Annotated in this window: 18 protein-coding genes; 17 read left to right on the top strand and 1 reads right to left on the bottom strand. The window is 35.8% G+C overall.

From position 1 onward, the window contains the following. Positions 1-8: 8 nt before the first annotated feature. The 4 genes from A2J09_RS08140 (at position 9) to A2J09_RS08125 (ending at position 2,873) form a co-directional block, all read left to right on the top strand. On the top strand, positions 9-527 hold the full coding sequence (locus tag A2J09_RS08140; RefSeq protein ID WP_036161815.1) for a PadR family transcriptional regulator: 519 nt from the start codon (positions 9-11) through the stop codon (positions 525-527). A gap of 156 nt (positions 528-683) precedes the next feature. Beyond that, the gene (locus A2J09_RS08135; protein ID WP_036161812.1) at positions 684-1,805 is read left to right on the top strand and encodes an ABC transporter permease; all 1,122 of its coding nucleotides are present in this window, start codon (positions 684-686) and stop codon (positions 1,803-1,805) included. Then, entirely contained in the window at positions 1,806-2,519 is a 714-nt protein-coding gene (locus tag A2J09_RS08130; protein ID WP_012294666.1) for an ABC transporter ATP-binding protein, read from the top strand. 33 nt (positions 2,520-2,552) lie between these two features. Continuing rightward, positions 2,553-2,873: a heme oxygenase gene (locus A2J09_RS08125; RefSeq protein WP_012294665.1), complete on the top strand. Its 321-nt coding sequence runs from the start codon at positions 2,553-2,555 to the stop codon at positions 2,871-2,873. A 236-nt stretch (positions 2,874-3,109) separates the two neighbouring features. Here the strand turns inward: A2J09_RS08125 and A2J09_RS08120 are convergent, their stop codons facing one another. Then, a complete protein-coding gene (locus tag A2J09_RS08120) occupies positions 3,110-3,499 on the bottom strand; it encodes a hypothetical protein (RefSeq protein ID WP_012294664.1) in 390 nt (129 codons plus the stop codon). Between the two features lie 327 nt (positions 3,500-3,826). Between A2J09_RS08120 and A2J09_RS08115 the strand changes: the two genes are divergently transcribed. The 13 genes from A2J09_RS08115 (at position 3,827) to A2J09_RS08065 (ending at position 16,693) form a co-directional block, all read left to right on the top strand. Further along, complete coding sequence (locus A2J09_RS08115; RefSeq protein WP_012294663.1) at positions 3,827-4,387, top strand: hypothetical protein; 561 nt, start codon at positions 3,827-3,829, stop codon at positions 4,385-4,387. A gap of 1,363 nt (positions 4,388-5,750) precedes the next feature. Further along, a complete protein-coding gene (locus A2J09_RS08105; protein WP_051563253.1) occupies positions 5,751-6,971 on the top strand; it encodes a stalk domain-containing protein in 1,221 nt (406 codons plus the stop codon). A 70-nt stretch (positions 6,972-7,041) separates the two neighbouring features. Then, a complete protein-coding gene (locus tag A2J09_RS23690; protein ID WP_155726284.1) occupies positions 7,042-7,194 on the top strand; it encodes a hypothetical protein in 153 nt (50 codons plus the stop codon). A 23-nt stretch (positions 7,195-7,217) separates the two neighbouring features. Next, complete coding sequence (locus A2J09_RS24180) at positions 7,218-7,403, top strand: hypothetical protein (RefSeq protein WP_227256852.1); 186 nt, start codon at positions 7,218-7,220, stop codon at positions 7,401-7,403. 15 nt (positions 7,404-7,418) lie between these two features. Then, positions 7,419-7,649: a phage tail tube protein gene (locus tag A2J09_RS24175; protein WP_012294659.1), complete on the top strand. Its 231-nt coding sequence runs from the start codon at positions 7,419-7,421 to the stop codon at positions 7,647-7,649. Between the two features lie 234 nt (positions 7,650-7,883). Then, the gene (locus tag A2J09_RS24170; RefSeq protein ID WP_227256851.1) at positions 7,884-8,069 is read left to right on the top strand and encodes a hypothetical protein; all 186 of its coding nucleotides are present in this window, start codon (positions 7,884-7,886) and stop codon (positions 8,067-8,069) included. A 32-nt stretch (positions 8,070-8,101) separates the two neighbouring features. Further along, positions 8,102-8,335 (top strand): phage tail assembly chaperone, encoded by a 234-nt coding sequence (locus tag A2J09_RS24165; protein ID WP_012294657.1) that lies wholly within the window; start codon positions 8,102-8,104, stop codon positions 8,333-8,335. A gap of 144 nt (positions 8,336-8,479) precedes the next feature. Then, positions 8,480-9,046: a DUF4352 domain-containing protein gene (locus A2J09_RS08090; protein ID WP_012294656.1), complete on the top strand. Its 567-nt coding sequence runs from the start codon at positions 8,480-8,482 to the stop codon at positions 9,044-9,046. A 1,181-nt stretch (positions 9,047-10,227) separates the two neighbouring features. Continuing rightward, a complete protein-coding gene (locus tag A2J09_RS23685; RefSeq protein WP_155726283.1) occupies positions 10,228-10,368 on the top strand; it encodes a hypothetical protein in 141 nt (46 codons plus the stop codon). Between the two features lie 131 nt (positions 10,369-10,499). Then, a complete protein-coding gene (locus tag A2J09_RS08080; protein WP_051563251.1) occupies positions 10,500-10,829 on the top strand; it encodes a phage minor head protein in 330 nt (109 codons plus the stop codon). Between the two features lie 332 nt (positions 10,830-11,161). Continuing rightward, positions 11,162-11,644 (top strand): hypothetical protein, encoded by a 483-nt coding sequence (locus tag A2J09_RS08075; RefSeq protein WP_036161806.1) that lies wholly within the window; start codon positions 11,162-11,164, stop codon positions 11,642-11,644. 602 nt (positions 11,645-12,246) lie between these two features. Continuing rightward, complete coding sequence (gene acnA, locus A2J09_RS08070) at positions 12,247-14,952, top strand: aconitate hydratase AcnA (protein WP_036161804.1); 2,706 nt, start codon at positions 12,247-12,249, stop codon at positions 14,950-14,952. 280 nt (positions 14,953-15,232) lie between these two features. Continuing rightward, positions 15,233-16,693: an S-layer homology domain-containing protein gene (locus A2J09_RS08065; RefSeq protein WP_012294651.1), complete on the top strand. Its 1,461-nt coding sequence runs from the start codon at positions 15,233-15,235 to the stop codon at positions 16,691-16,693. Positions 16,694-16,728 lie beyond the last annotated feature (35 nt).

Raw genomic sequence — 16,728 nt, 5'->3', positions numbered from 1 at the left:
GGATTTCTGTGGAACATCGCTCACTAATTCTGCTTGGGTTATTAATGGGACAAAGTCAACATGGATATCAAATTAATGAATTTATCGAAAGAAACTTAAGTACAGTTACAGATATGAAAAAGCCAACCGCTTATGCTACTCTGGATAGACTAAATCAAAAGGGTTATATAGATATTCAATTAGTGCAAGAAGGAAATAGACCTACCCGAAAAGTGTACTCTATAAATGAAAGCGGCCGAACGTATTTTTATCAATTATTATTGGATAATCTATCCTCTGCAGAAAGTGTTAATTATCAAGGAGATATTGGGTTAATGTTTATTGATTTCCTTCCTATGGATCAAGCAATCCCGGCCTTGCAAGAACGATTAAAGAAAAACAAAAAACGCATAGATGTATTTAAGGAAACGCCGGCACATGGGATACGTACCGGTGTTAATCTAGCGGTCGAACATAAAATTATTATGCTAGAAGCAGAAATAGTCTTTCTTGAAAAAACTATTCAAAATTTTAATCATTCGGATTAAATAGTATATCCACAAAAAAAGGAACCAAAGAGGGTTCCTTTTTTTATTTGAGACAAAAATAAAATTATATAGTCACGCTTGACTAATCAAAAAGAAACTATTAGAATTCAATTAGTCAAACGTGACTATATATTAATGATAAAGGAGTGTCGTACATTGTTTCTTGCTATGAAAGAATTAAAGTATGGTAAATTACGCTTTCTGATGATTGGCGTTATAACTATTCTAATTGCTTGGCTAGTATTCATACTATCAGGATTAGGTAACGGCCTGTCTACTCTTAGTGCAGCAACCTTTAAAAATATGGATACCGATTATGTAACCTTTGAAGAGGGATCAAGAGCCTCTATGAGCCGATCGTTATTAAGTGAAACATTGACAGGGAAACTAGAAAGCCAACCTCATGTTTCAGCGGTATCAGCAATGGGTGCCACTATGGGAACAGTAACAAATAATTCGAGTTCGAATAAAAATGAAAAAGTAGATATTGCCATTCTAGGAATCAATCCAGGTAGTTTTCTGGAACCTACTGTAGAAGAAGGAAAGCCCCTCGATGCAAATCAGGCTTTGGAAGTAATCGCGAATGATACTTTAAAGAAAAAGGGATTTAAAATTGGTGATACGTTGAAAATAGAAGGATCATTAGAAGAGTTGAAAATTGTCGGGTTTGTAAAAAATGAAACATACAATCATTTACCTGCAATTTTTACTACCTTAGATAAATGGCGCTCCATTCAATTTGCAGCACCTGGTTCTGATAAAGGGATTGAAAAACCTGTAAACGCAATTATGCTGCAAGGGGAGGAAATTGACTCCGAGAAACTAAATCAGGTCTTCAAAAATACTGAAACAGTAACTAAGGCCAAAGCCATACAGGGAATGCCCGGTTATAAAGAAGAGAATGGCACAATTATGATGATGCTTGCTTTCCTTTTGGCCATTTCGGCATTTGTACTGGGGGTATTCTTCTACGTACTTACCTTGCAAAAATCAAATCAGTTTGGCATATTGAAGGCCATCGGCGCCAGCAATCGTTTCCTCGGGAAAGCTATTGTATCCCAAGTATTTCTATTATCATTCATTAGTATTACAGCAGGAATCTTGTTAACCTATGGGACAGCCCTTATTCTTCCTGATGAAATGCCATTTTCACTTGACCTTAAGTTAGTTGTCCTTTATGCCCTGTTCTTACTTGTCATTTCTATTTTAAGTTCATTAGTTTCAGTTCGGAAAATTACAAAAATAGACCCACTTCAAGCGATTGGGAGGATGGAATAAATGTCAGGTATACAATTAAAAAATGTCTCCAAACTGTATCAACAGGGGGAAAATCAAGTTCTTGCCCTTGATAATATATCCTTAACTGTGGAACAAGGTGAGTTTATAGCTGTTATTGGTCCATCAGGTTCGGGTAAAAGTACCTTTCTTGCCATTGCAGGCGCCTTACTCCAATCATCTGAAGGTGAAGTTATTCTTAACGGCAAGAGCCTTAATCAGTTAAACCAAAAGAACTTAGCTCAATTGCGGCTGGATGAAATAGGATTTATCCTACAAACTAGCAATCTGGTGCCTTATTTAACTGTTCTCGAACAATTACTTGTAGTAAAAAGAATGTCAGGGAAACTTTTAAAACAGGATAAGGAATATGCAAAGGAGTTATTGCAAAGTCTGGGTTTAACAGAAAAACTGAATAAGTTGCCAGAACAGTTATCTGGAGGAGAACGCCAACGTACGGCAATTGCCCGCGCATTTATAAACAGCCCGTCTATTATTCTAGCAGATGAGCCAACAGCTAGTCTGGATTCAAAAAGAGCTCATGAAGTGGTTCAACTCATAGCTATACAAGCAAAAACAAGAAACAAAGCAGCAATTATGGTTACCCATGACGAACGAATGCTTGAATACTGCGATAAAGTGTATCGAATGGAAGATGGCAAACTTAAACATGATGAATCTTTTAAAAACTTGAAAATTACCTCTACTAAAGGATAGAAATGTTTATAGAAAATTTAGGAGGACTAATCAATGATCATTGTAACAAACAGAATTAAAACGAAATTAGGTTTTGCTGCAAAAATGGCGCCCATGTTCACTAGGTCAGGTCCCTTACAAAAAACAGAAGGTTTTATAAAAGTGGAGGTTTTAATTGCTAAAAATCTAACCGGATTTGATGAACTGAATGTAAATATGTATTGGAACACGATTGAAGACTTTACTCAATGGAAAAATAGCGCTGCTTTTAAAGAAACCCATGCAGGGTCAAATAACACGGAACAGGAATCTCCAATTTTGGGAAGTGAAATTATTTTTTCAGAGGTTGCTTCGGCTTTAGAGCCAATTGCATAATGCTATACAATATTTACTCCACGACCGATTGTGGAGTAAGAAAACATTAGATTCATTTTATTGTTGTAATAAATAGGGTCATTTTTAGTAAAAAGAGGATAGATAGAGCGAATTTTATTTAAGCTCTTCTATCCTTTTAATGTATATACATTTGATGTGTGACATTTACTAAGTTTTTCTATTTAAAAAGCATCAGTTTTAACTTGGACTTGTAATCATTAACTGATTCCTTTTGCTTAATGAATGAAATTTTGAGGAATACATTCACGAACACCAGAATTTCTTAACGAGTTAAATAGGGCTGCACTGATTCTTAATAGAACATGGTTATCAGTGCCATTTTCTAAATCATAGATGACGAAGTAGGAATTATCCACCGAAAAAATACATTTTCGTTCTAAGTCAAACCCAGGTGGTACAGGTGGAAGCTTTAAAACGGGTACAACTACAGGTGTATCTCCTTCTTCTCTAATAAATCTGAAAGTTTGTCGGTCAATCTCATAGATATTTACTGGGTCAATCTCCACACCTTTATCTGGAACTGTAATTTCATCTTCAACTATTAGAAAAAAGCGCTCGTTCCGAAAGTTGAAAAGACTTCTTGCTCCAATTTCAAATGATGCCATTTTATTTTCACCTCCATTCCTATAAATAGGTTATTCGTATGGAATAAGATTCTTTGGACTATAAGGAAGGTAGAGTGAAGAATTATAAATAGAAATATTACTAAGAGTTGCTTTTACTACAGAAGCATACGTTGAACCATATACATTGTTATTTTCAATCGTGACAATATAATCCTATAGAACGAAAAGTAGAATGATTTATCCACTTCCATATACACTTACTAGCAATTGATAAAAAGTATTTACTATATTAATAAATATTTTTTAAAAATTGTTATAGTGAAATCCCTTCACATTCTGTATATTTGTGTAGGAGGAGGAGATTTAATGGCAAGAAAATGGATGTTACCATTACTTTTATTAGTAAGTGTTCTGATGGTTGCGTGTAGTCAGGATCAAGAAAAAGAGAGCAATAAGGGTGGGGAAGTAGAAGTAACCATTCCAGCTTTATTTTTCGAGGGACAGGATATTGATTCTGTTATTTCAAAGGCGAAAAATAGTGGAATTAAGGAAGTCATTAAGAATGATGATGGTTCTTTAACGTATAAAATGTCTAAACCTGAGCACGAAGAAATGATGAAAGGCTTAAAAGAAGGTATTTTAGCAAGTGTAGATGAAATTAAAGCTAGTCAAGATTACAAATCTGTTAAAGATATTACTTATAATAAATCCTTTTCAGAATTCACACTTTCTGTAAACAAGAAAGAGTTCGACGGTAGTCTTGATACAATGGCCTCAGTTGGACTTGCTTTAACAGGTATGTACTATCAATTATTTAATGGTGCAGACGTTGAAGATTATAAAGTCACAGTAATTTATAAAGATGCATCTAGCGGAGAAGTATTTAATACCATTGTTTATCCAGATGATGTAAATAAGAAGAAGTAATAAAAAGAAAACCTACATAGGTATATAGGAACGCTGTTGCCAAAAGTCGTTGAGACGTCCATTCTCGATGACTTTTGGCATTTTTTCTCTTTTATAGCCAGAATTTAATGAAAAGATTAATCAAAGACATGCCGATCGTTTACATTGGATGTTTTATCCTTACTAGAACATAAGTTTTTTGGACAATCCTTTTAGTAGATCAGTATGGCTAAAAAAACTATTCTAAAAGAAAGAAATTCTAAAATATGCTCTAAGTAGGTTGAGCTGCAGAAGGTGATTGAGGCTGATGAAATGATAAAAGCAGAAGTTTCAGAGGACATATGATGTTATAGATGTCTTGCTTAAGAGAAAATAATGATTGAACCATCATTGTATCCCACAAGGTCCTTCTGCCTGATTGGGCAGGCAAAGGGAAACGTTGATTATTTTTCCTTTCGGGGTTTTCTAAGGTACGAAAAGGACATAACAGAAAGTCCTATAAAAAAGAATAGTATCGCAACATATTTATTTGGAATAAGTGAATTGTAATCGAGGGAACCTGTTAATCTTCCCATTCCACTTGAAATTAAGAGGGCAGCTAAAATAAATATGATATGTTTAATTATAGAATACTGTGTTTTCATTGCATATATACTCCTAATATTTGGGTCATTAACTTATAAAAGGATAACATAATTGGGTAATGTTTGAAAATGTAGATTTATTCATGTAGTGCATAATATAAATACTGAATATTTCAACATAGAAAGTAGTGGCAAACGGCGAATAGGCAAGCACATGAAATTTCCAGTATAACGTTATTTAGGTGAGAAACAATAAATTATGTCAGGTGACTGCTTTTTAAAAATTTAGTACAATAGTTTCCCTCCACCCAAATAAGCCTACTACTTCTAATTTCATTCCATTTGAATACGTATTATTTTTTCTCGACATAGAAAAATCCCCTTAAAGTATAATGTTATCTACCTAAAGCGGATAATATCGAGCTCACATCATTGTGGGTTCTTTTTAATTAAAACGAAAAGGTTAAGATGATCATATATTTTCAAACTTAGCTGCTTTTTTTGCACACAATAAAAAATAAAACGATAATATTAAGCGAGCTTTCAAAGAAATTTGTTGATGAACAAGGTAATCCGATTGAAATGGGATTTTGTACCTTTCACGCCAGTGCGAGTTACTGAATTGAAATCTGATTCTAAAAAGTGCTCTCTAATCAAAATTGAAGATGATAAAAAGCAAGAATGTGAAGCAAAACGTGGGTCCAAAAAGGGCAAGAAACGAAAATAAATAGTTAATTATGCTAAAGAGCTATAGTGTAATCTCTTCTTATTATGTATATTTGTGTATAAGGAGGGGTATTATGAAAAAAATTTTAATATTTGTATTCACTGTTGTTATAACACTGAGTATATCTACTACAGCTTTCGCAATCGACGTATTTTACCAAAATGAAAAAGTTGAAATGGACGTACAACCAAAAGTTGTTAATGGTAGTACATTAGTTCCGATACGTGCTATCAATACCGCTTTAAAAGGCGAAACAAAATGGAATCAATCAAAACAGCAAGTAGAAATTGTAAAAGATGGTCATAAAATAATTTTAGAAATCGGGAAAAATAGTGCATTAGTTGATGGTAAGATTGTAATTTTGATTGCGCCTGCACAAGTAATATCGAATCGTACTTATGTGCCTTTACGCTTTATTTCTGAATATTTAGGGCACGATGTTAAATGGGATAGTGCCACCCAGCGTATTTTAATCGATACAGATATAGCTATTATTGACAAACAAGCAAACGTTTCAACTCAGTTTGATTCTATTATAGATATAGATAGTATTGATTTCGGGAAAATTTATGAAGTCAATGGAACAGGGAAATATTCTGGTTATAAAAAGTTAATTGGCTATCCATATGAAAATCATTATTCTATTTACTATAGTGGTAACTCTTCTTCTTACAGTGTTACCTATGAAGATTTAAAGCCAAAAGATTTGAAAGAGAAAATCAGTTGGATATACGATGGGAAAACTTATACTCATACAAGAAGTCAATTATATAGTTTTTTCTCAGATATTACTACTCTAGAGCGTTTATTGGGGCAGAATGACGGTAAAATAAATCAAAATTGGTTAGCAAAAACATTCGGTGAAACATACCGGGATTGGTTTACCCAAGGTTTATATTCACAAGAAGCCACTAGAATAGTTGATAGATATCTAGAAGTTAAAGAAGGTATTAATATTATGGATAGAGATCCATTTAATGATATTGATTTAGAAAACATAGAACCCAATGAATGGATTTCATTGAAGGAGTTTCATATGAATTCAGAGGGAATGGATTTCTCTGCACATGCAAAACGAGTAGGGGATAAAACCGTTTTAATAATGGCTTTCTCAATAATTAGCCCTCTTACTGGCACTGTTGAAAAAGTAATATACGAAGTTCCAGATATGCCCACAGATTATATGGATAATGAAATAGATGTTGAAAATACTTTTAACGGAATACGATTTAAAATTTATAATGGAAATACTTACATTAACCGAGAAGATTTAAAAAATAAAGGTATTTTATAATTTTTAATTCAAGAACACCAAAAAGTGATTTAATGGTGTTCTTTTTATTATGCCAAAAAGAGGTGAGATCATGGCAACATTTCGCATAGCCATACAAATTGAAGATCGCTTGAGTCAACCAATTAGGGCTATGCATACTGCATCTGGGACTATGTTTGATACTTCGTCAATAGTACTGATGCGAAGAGAACTAGCTAATGCAGCAACCTCTGAATCAGATTGAGCAAGAAATTCGGGGTACTGATAATGCACATTCACAAGAACAACTTTGCAACCGAATACGGGACGGCACGGGTGCTATGGATGGGTTTACTGGGTAAGGTTGGCGCATATTTATCTTTGCAAGGTTTAGGGAAAGTAATCGAGATTTCTGGAAATCGTTATTTATTTGCGCAGTTAATCAACCAAGAGGTACGTATGGATAAAACCTAAACGCAAGTCCCTATTATGGGCCGTGTAGCAAAAGGTAATAGATCAACAGGTGCAGAGTATTCAGGTAGTGCCACATTCTATTTCAATACATCTATTTTCTGTAAGTTATTGAAGCGTTATAAAGATACTGGAGAAGGTGTTTATTTTGATATTCAAGTGACTAATGAGGATAAATCAACATCAGTTGGTCGTCAAACGACAATGCTAATCGATTGTAATATGGATGGTGGCATCATTGCTGCATAAGATGCAGATACGGAGTATCCAGAATACTACATCAACTTTACATTTGAGGATTGGGGTATGCCAGAGGAATTTGGAATTTGAAAGGAAATGTTATAACACTAGAGCTCGCGTCATTGTGGGCTCTTTGAAAACCAATTAAAAAGGAAAAAATGATTATATATTAAAACTTAGCTGCATTTTTTGCGCACAATAAAAAAACAAAACGATAGCGAGCTATTTTAAAGGAATTTGTAAATGAACAAGGTAATCCGATTGGAGTTTGCACCTATTACACCAGAACGAGATGCTGAATTGAAATCTGATTCTACTAAGCATTCTATGATCATGCAAGGTAAGCAAAAAGGGCAATATAATACAGATTTTGACCGCTTTAAATATCAACGTTTATTAACGGTAGAAGTATTGTATTCCCTAATTTAAACAATAAAGAGCTACAGGATTCTTATGGTGTTATGGGTGCAGATCAGTTACTTTGTAAAATGCTAACAATTGGGGAAATTGCGTATGTGGACACCATAACTCAAGAAGCGAATGGTTATGATGCAGAACTTGAAGATATAGTGGAAGAAGTAAAAAAACTAATTGAGGACGGAGATGGTGAGTGCACAAAATGCGTCGCCTCCCGTCTAAATATGTGTCGTTACCCATGGCAGATAAAGCCTGCATCATTGCTTCATTACGAGTAAAGATTGAATAGGAGAAAAAACAAGAACGTGAAGCAAAACGGGGGTCCAGAAAAGGCAAGAAACGATAAAAATTAGATGATTATGCTAGATAACTATAGTGAAATCTCTTCTTATTAGGTATATTTGTGTATAGGAGGGATATTTATGAAAAAACTATTTGTTTATCTATTTATGTTATGTCTTTTTTTAGTTGGGTGCGGAAGTGAATCTATAAGCAACTCATCATCCAATGAAACAAACTTAGATAAAATAGATGAGAAAAATGAAAAAGATACGAAGAAAGAACAAAAAAATGAAGACTTTGAAATTAAACAAATTGGTGAAACTTTTAAATTAGGTGATTGGGAAGTAACTTTGGAGTCATTTGAATTTAATCAAACTGTTGTAAGAGAACGGGTATCATCTGAAGCTAATGAAGGTAATAAATTTTTAATATTAAATTTTAACGTTCTCAACAATGGAACAGAAGCTGATCAGTTAATGAAAGCAAGAGATGGAGTATCTTTAAAGGCTGTTTATAATGAAAAATATGATTATGATGTTTCTTTAACTTTAATGGATGGTGATTTGCATCACGAAAATGTACGACCATTATCAAACGTTAAAGGTTTTGCTGTTATTGAAATGCCAGATAATGTAGTGGAGGCATCAGAAAGCATAAATATCTTTATGGAAAAAGAAAAAGATAAAGTTCAAATAAATATTCGATAATTTATTAAAGCATCCTAATTTTAGAGGATGCTTTTTATTATCTCAAATAGAGGTGGAATTATGGCCAGAATTCGCACAGCAATCCAAATGGAAGATAGCTTGAGTCAACTCATTAGGGCTATGCAGAACCAGTCTCTATGATGTGCAATTCGTGATTTAGCTGCTGACGGAATGAGTACAGCCGACATTGTTAAAAATGCAATGTTTGCAGCCTCTGATGATATCAATTAAAAGTTTGACAGTATGCCAATAACTTGGTCGCAAATGTGGACGTACTTCCAAAATGAAGCATTATGAGCTTTTGGTCCAGTGTTGCAAAAAATAAATGAAATTGCAAATAGTGAACGATTGAAAACATTCGCTGCTAGTGCTATTCAAGCATTGTATGTAATAGCTAGGGTTATTGATATAAGTAATGAATGCAATTGCTGCAACAGGTTCCTTTATTTTGATAATTGGCAATGTGTTGGGCCTATCATTTTAGATGTTGGGATTATCCAGCTTATATTTGGCTGTTAAGAGAGCTTGCAAAAGAGGCTAGCATACCTATTGTATTAGATTAGGGCAGGCAACAATATTAAGTCACATCGATAGATGACAGACAATTTAATTACAACGCTTCAGAGACCATCATAAGCTTATTAAATACAACGAGGATACTCGAGAAATAGTGATTAAAAACTGGGGTAAATACAATCTTAATCGAGGAGGCAAACCAATCCTTGATTGTGTGAAATCAGAACTAAAGAGGTCAAAGATACTTTCCTTATTCAATGGGTTAGTGAAGGAATCCCGAATGATTCTGTACGTAACGTCAACGAGTCGTATTACGATACGTCTAACGCAACGTTAGAAAATGAGAAATCCAGTAATGAGCTGGTTTATGAAGCCATGAAAATTATAGCACTTGAATAACTAAATAAATCAATGCAGTATACAGAAAGATACTAGCAAACTGGAGAAATGATTTTGTAACCAATGTCGAGCAACTAAAGGCCAAGGAAGAAAGGGATAAAAATAAGCGGCAGCAATCTAGTCAATCCTCTTATCAAAAATCAAAGGGACGTACAGAGGTAGTACCTGAATGATTCGCTAATCGAAATGATAGAGAAGAAACGAAGTCAGCTACTGAAACTACTAGCAAAACGATAGGCCGAGAGACAAAAGGTTGGAACTTTATATTGATGTCTTATCTCTTACAGCAGTCTACAGGTGAGGAAATGGGCTTTAAGATACCACCTGTTGAAGTGATTCAAGCAGCGATTACTAATCCAGTTGAGTTTCTGACGATACCCATAGGAACGAAATTATTAGGCGTTTGAACATCGAGATAGCACAAAGCCTACAATCTGGGATCTGGCGAAAGCTACACAGACATGGCTATCAGGATTGAAAACGCTATGGGATCGACCCGAAAGAAAGCTATCCTAGTTGCTCGTACTGAGGGTGCCGTGTGAGATCACAAGTTGATTTGATCATTGAGGAACAGGCGAGCAAAACAGCACGACTCAGTAAAGTATGGATGTCCTCACTAGATACCAGGGTTCGCAAGTCTCATAGAAAGCTAGATGGTCAGAAAGCTAATCAGGATGGCTATTATCACTATGATAAGTGGAAATCAAAAGCTCCTAGGTTATGGGGTGTTACATCGATGGATATTCAATGTCGTTGCCACACGATTTATATGGTGAATAGCAAACTACCAGAGTATAGGCGAGGAAGAGATTACATGGATGATACGTATCAAAATCAATTGGCTAATAGTATATGCTTACATGTCTGATTTAGGATTGACCTATAAACAAGCTTTCAACAAAGCGTACAAAGAGGTTAAGCCTCCAAGCGTTGTGATACCATTCGTGAGTTACGAAAGTTGGAGGAAACAGTTTAGTGGTGAGGGGTGATTGTACTTCTATAGAGTAAAACTATTAACAACAATTTAAATAAGCCTTATTTCGCAGTGAATATAGATAGAGTTCGACATAATCTCCTATTTAATTACAACATAATATGCAATATTACAACTATTACAAGTAAAATACTTCCTAATTTAGATATAACATGATAATATGGTATTTATTGGTTAACCAAACAATACATTAGGAGGTTTTAAAAATGAAGAAACTCTTTACATTTTCTTTTACGACATTACTCACAATATTTTTAATGTCCACAGGTGCCTCAGCGGCCTCAGCGAATTATATTCAGTGGGAAACAGAACCAAACGATAGCTGGACTACTGGCAGTGTGGTTATGACTTATAATATCGATCAGGCTATAAATAGAGGTTATATCAGCTCAGTAAATGATATTGATTATTGGAAATTTGAATATGGAACTAACCCTAATGGCTATCAAATTGCTTTGCAAGTTCCTGATGGCGGATATAACTATGGAGTAGCAGTATGGGAAAAGATAAATGGACAATATGTTGAAGTAGCTAGAGACAATGGAGACTTCTACCAAAATGTTTATTTAAACATTCCTGGCTTAAAAAGTGATGGAACTGTGCCACAATATGTTATTGGAATATACTCGCCATACAACATTATCTATACGCCAGATGAATACTATCAACTTGTAGTTTCACCTCTTTAATAGTTAAACGATATCCCTGTAACATGGGTTTTAACTTCTACATTTAATAAGAGCTTGTTTTGACAATCATCAATCTCAAAACAAGCTTTTTATATTTGTCTCATATCAAGGTTAATATCAGTAAACTAATCTAACTTTATTACTTAGTAATCGAGTCATTCTTTTTGAGTGGCTTTTTTCTTTTGTCTTTTTCTCGCAGACGCTATAAAGAACGAGAGCAAATACACTATTGGACAGTTTAGGGATTCTTACTAAATTTGCAGACATCCAATGGTAATCATTGGTGTTAAGCTATTTTATTTTCTTATGTGGTACATTTTTTACAATAATCCATGTACCACTGTTCGTACCCCAGTTAAATACATTTAAATACACTTATTTAGATAGTATAGAATCCCTCATAAATACAAACCCTTTTTATTATGTACATCAAAAATTAAAAGCATCAGGGTAGAAACCAAGGTCATAAGTAATGCTTATCAAAAAAGATAATATTAATGTAATTTACTTATGAATATAAATACGTTATCATGGGTATTGGAGAAAAGATGCTACACTTTTATAAAGCCTTTTCAAAAAGATATATTTAGGGGGATCCGCAAATGGCACAAGGTAATTTACACAACAGCCGTGCATCATTCGAAGTGAATGGTAAAACTTACAATTACTATGACTTAGCTGCGATTGAAAAAGCTGGCGTTGCAAAAGTTTCAAACCTTCCTTACTCAATTAAAGTATTATTAGAATCTGTTTTACGTCAATATGATGCATATGTAATTAAAGAAGAGCACGTAAACGAATTAGCAAAATGGGGCAATGGTGCTGATCCAGAAGCAGAAGTACCATTCAAACCTTCTCGCGTTGTATTACAAGACTTTACTGGTGTACCAGTAGTTGTTGACCTTGCATCTCTTCGTTCAGCAATGAAGGAAATGGGCGGCGACCCAAGCAAAATCAACCCTGCTATTCCAGTTGACCTTGTAATTGACCACTCAGTACAAGTTGACAAATATGGTAACGCATCTGCATTACAAGCAAATATGGACCTAGAATTTGAACGTAATGCTGAGCGTTATAACTTCTTAAAATGGGCTCAAACTGCTTACAATAACTTCCGTGCTGTACCACCAGCAACTGGTATCGTTCACCAAGTAAACTTAGAGTACTTAGCTCCAGTTGTACACGTAAACGAAAATGCTGATGGCACATTCGAAACATTCCCAGATTCAGTAGTAGGTACTGACTCTCATACAACAATGATCAACGGTATCGGCGTTCTTGGATGGGGCGTAGGCGGTATCGAAGCTGAAGCAGGTATGCTTGGTCAGCCTTCATACTTCCCAATCCCAGAAGTTATCGGTGTTAAATTAGTGGGCGATCTTCCAAACGGAACTACTGCTACTGACTTAGCATTAAAAGTAACACAAGTATTACGTCAACGTGGCGTAGTTGGTAAATTCGTTGAGTTCTTCGGACCTGGCGTATCTAAATTACCACTAGCTGACCGTGCGACAATCTCAAACATGGCTCCTGAATATGGTGCTACATGTGGTTACTTCGCAATTGACGAAGAATCATTAAACTACATGCGTTTAACAGGTCGTGACGAAGAGCACATCGCGGTTGTTGAAGCTTACTTAAAAGCAAACCACATGTTCTTCGATCCATCTTTAGAGCCAGTTTACACTGACGTGTTAGAAGTAAACTTAGATGATATCGAACCAAACCTTTCTGGTCCTAAACGTCCACAAGACTTAATTCCACTATCTCAAATGCGTTCTCGTTACAAAGAAGCAGTAGTGGCACCACAAGGTACACAAGGTTTCGGTTTAACTGAAGACGAATTCGCAAAAACTTCTGTAGCTAAATTTGCTGAAGGCGATGTAGAAATTCCAACAGGTGCTGTTGCAATTGCTGCGATCACTTCTTGTACAAATACATCTAACCCATATGTATTAATTGCTGCTGGCTTAGTTGCGAAAAAAGCTGTAGAAAAAGGTCTTACAGTACCTAAATGGGTAAAAACTTCTTTAGCACCAGGTTCTAAAGTTGTAACTGGTTACCTTGAAGATTCAGGTTTACAAACGTACCTTGACCAAATCGGCTTCAACACTGTAGGTTACGGCTGTACAACATGTATCGGTAACTCAGGTCCATTATTACCAGAAATCGAAGATGCTATTAAAGCAAAAGACTTATTCGTAACATCTGTTCTTTCTGGTAACCGTAACTTTGAAGGTCGTGTACACCCACTTGTAAAAGCTAACTACTTAGCTTCTCCACCACTTGTTGTTGCTTATGCACTTGCTGGTACAGTGGATATCGATCTACAAAAAGATTCATTCGGTAAAGACAAAGATGGTAATGAAGTATTCTTCGCTGATATCTGGCCATCAACTGAAGAAGTAAACGCAGTATTAGGTACTGTTGTTAACCGTGAGCTATTCCAAAAAGAATACGAAACTGTATTCACAGCAAACGAAAAATGGAATGCAATTGAAACATCAACTGAGTCTCTATACACATTTGATGATAAATCAACTTACATTCAAAACCCACCATTCTTCCAAGGTCTTGCGAAAGAACCAGAAGCTATTAAAGGCTTAGACGGTTTACGCATTATGGCGAAGTTCGGTGACTCAATCACAACTGACCATATTTCTCCAGCTGGTGCAATCGGTAAAGATACACCTGCAGGTAAATATTTAATTGAAAACGGTGTTGCTATCCGTGACTTCAACTCTTATGGTTCTCGTCGTGGTAACCACGAAGTAATGATGCGTGGTACATTTGCAAACATTCGTATCCGTAACCAAGTTGCTCCAGGTACAGAAGGTGGTTTCACTACTTACTGGCCAACAGGTGAAGTAGAGTACATCTATGACGCATGTATGAAATACCAAGAGCAAGGTACTGGCTTAGTCGTACTTGCTGGTAACGACTACGGTATGGGTTCTTCTCGTGACTGGGCTGCGAAAGGTACATTCCTACTTGGCGTGAAAACTGTTATCGCACAATCTTACGAGCGTATCCACCGTTCTAACTTAGTAATGATGGGTGTTCTTCCACTTCAATTCATGCCAGGTGAATCTGCTGAAACATTAGGCTTAACTGGTAAGGAAGAAATCTCTGTAAACATTACTGATAACGTGAAACCACGTGAAATCTTAACAGTAACTGCTAAATCTGAAGACGGCACAGTTAAAACTTTCCAAGCTTTAGCTCGTTTCGACTCAGAAGTAGAAGTAGACTACTACCGTCATGGTGGTATCCTACAAATGGTTCTACGCGCAAAAGCTGCTGAGTAATCATCACATTAGAAAGCCGATCTCTTAGGAGGTCGGCTTTTTTGTTTGCTCATGAAATCCTTATGAAGTCATGGAGAGAAAATGAGAGAACAGCCAAAGTGATGGATAAAACGAGAAAGTGACGGATAGCGAGGCAGAAGTGACGGATAAAGCCCTAATGTGACAAAGAGGAAAAATCAAGAAGCTCGAATATTTCCAAATGCATAGCATTTTCCCAAATATTTATATACTATTAAAATGTAAGCCTTTAAATTTTTACATAAATGGGGGAAGATTTATCATGACAAAGAAAAATAAAAAGTTTTTTACGGCGGCAACTACGGCAGTGGCCTTGACGGCTGTAGCAGTTGTACCTGCATCGGCAGCTAGTCCATTTTCAGATGTGAGCGAAGATTATGCACATTTTAAAAGTATATCTACATTACATGCAGCAGATATAATTAATGGATTTCCTGATGGAACCTTTAAGCCAACATTGGACGTAACACGCGGACAAGCAGTGAAGATGATTGCAGGGGCTTTCGATCTTACAACAACGGATGTTGAAAATCCGAATTTCAAGGATGTCGATTCAACTAGTCCATACTATAAGGCGATTGTTACATTGGTTAATTTAGGTATTGTAAATGGCTATGAGGATGATACTTTCAGACCTGATGAGACGATTACGCGTGGACAGATGGCGGTTATGGTGGCACAGGCAACAGGCTTAACAGCAGAAGGAAAAAGTCCATTTACGGATGTACCTCAAACTAGTCCATTTGCAGATGCTGTAACGGCATTGCATGAAGCAGGAATTGCGAAGGGCGTGACGGCAACAGAATTCGGGGTGGATAAAAATGTAACGCGTGGTCAGTTAGCAACATTTATTGTTAACGCCTTAGGCTTAGAACAGCCTTCAACTGGGGAAGATAAGGAGCCGGTAACGGAAGAAAAGCCTGAAGTAAACGATCAAGCATTGCTAGAAGAAGTGTTTACTAAGGCTTTAGCTAAGCAAAAAGAGGTAAAAAGCATGAAGGCTTCTATGACGATTTCACAGTCTGTAGAAGCAAACGATGGTAAGGAAACCATGAAAATGGATTCTAAAGGCAATATGAAGATGGAGATTGTTACAGAGCCGATGCAATTCTTTGCAGATGGTACCATGTCACTAACAGATCCAACTAGTGGTGAAGCGATTAATTTACCCATTAAAATGTATATGACAGCTAAAGATGGTATGTATATGTATGAGGCAGACCAGAAGGCTTGGGTAAAATTCCCGAAACAATTATTTGACGACGTTCTAAGTCAAACAGGCTTGCAGCCAGATGCAGCGGAGCAATTAGAGATGCTTCAATCCTTTGCTGAGGATTTCACTTTAAAGGAAACAGCGAATCGTTATGAATTAACCTTGAAAGGTGCTGGTGATAAATTTACAGAGTTGGTGAAGCAGCAAATTGGTGCCATGGATTTAGGTATGGATGCTGATTTAGATAGCCAATTAGGCAATATGTCTTTTGATAGCCTCACATACAAATTGGTGATTAATAAAAAAACATTTGATGTAGAAGAAATTGCTATGGATATGACATTAGGTATGAAAGTAGAAGGCAATTCCATTAAAACAAAACAGCAAATGACAATCAAATATCATGATTTCAATGCTGTGACGACTATTACCATTCCAAAAGATGTGTTAGACAATGCGAAGGAAATCGATTTAAGCACAACTGAAACAGTACCACCAGTAAGCAAATAAACGTGAATCAAAAAGTAGGCTACGCCAAATATATG

The sequence above is a fragment of the Lysinibacillus sphaericus genome, assembly GCF_001629735.1.
In the GTDB taxonomy this organism is placed as follows: domain Bacteria; phylum Bacillota; class Bacilli; order Bacillales_A; family Planococcaceae; genus Lysinibacillus; species Lysinibacillus pinottii.
This window is presented reverse-complemented; position numbering and strand designations above follow the sequence as displayed.

Bases quoted from the DNA above. Each gene is read 5' to 3' on its own strand.
- A2J09_RS08105 (WP_051563253.1), top strand. From the start codon at position 5,751: ATGAAAAAAATTTTAATATTTGTATTCACTGTTGTTATAACACTGAGT.
- A2J09_RS08130 (WP_012294666.1), top strand. From the start codon at position 1,806: ATGTCAGGTATACAATTAAAAAATGTCTCCAAACTGTATCAACAGGGG.
- A2J09_RS08115 (WP_012294663.1), top strand. From the start codon at position 3,827: ATGGCAAGAAAATGGATGTTACCATTACTTTTATTAGTAAGTGTTCTG.
- A2J09_RS08090 (WP_012294656.1), top strand. From the start codon at position 8,480: ATGAAAAAACTATTTGTTTATCTATTTATGTTATGTCTTTTTTTAGTT.
- A2J09_RS08125 (WP_012294665.1), top strand. From the start codon at position 2,553: ATGATCATTGTAACAAACAGAATTAAAACGAAATTAGGTTTTGCTGCA.
- A2J09_RS08075 (WP_036161806.1), top strand. From the start codon at position 11,162: ATGAAGAAACTCTTTACATTTTCTTTTACGACATTACTCACAATATTT.
- A2J09_RS24165 (WP_012294657.1), top strand. From the start codon at position 8,102: ATGGGTGCAGATCAGTTACTTTGTAAAATGCTAACAATTGGGGAAATT.
- A2J09_RS08120 (WP_012294664.1), bottom strand. From the start codon at position 3,499: ATGGCATCATTTGAAATTGGAGCAAGAAGTCTTTTCAACTTTCGGAAC.
- A2J09_RS23690 (WP_155726284.1), top strand. From the start codon at position 7,042: ATGGCAACATTTCGCATAGCCATACAAATTGAAGATCGCTTGAGTCAA.
- acnA (WP_036161804.1), top strand. From the start codon at position 12,247: ATGGCACAAGGTAATTTACACAACAGCCGTGCATCATTCGAAGTGAAT.
- A2J09_RS24175 (WP_012294659.1), top strand. From the start codon at position 7,419: ATGGGCCGTGTAGCAAAAGGTAATAGATCAACAGGTGCAGAGTATTCA.
- A2J09_RS24170 (WP_227256851.1), top strand. From the start codon at position 7,884: ATGAACAAGGTAATCCGATTGGAGTTTGCACCTATTACACCAGAACGA.
- A2J09_RS24180 (WP_227256852.1), top strand. From the start codon at position 7,218: ATGCACATTCACAAGAACAACTTTGCAACCGAATACGGGACGGCACGG.
- A2J09_RS08065 (WP_012294651.1), top strand. From the start codon at position 15,233: ATGACAAAGAAAAATAAAAAGTTTTTTACGGCGGCAACTACGGCAGTG.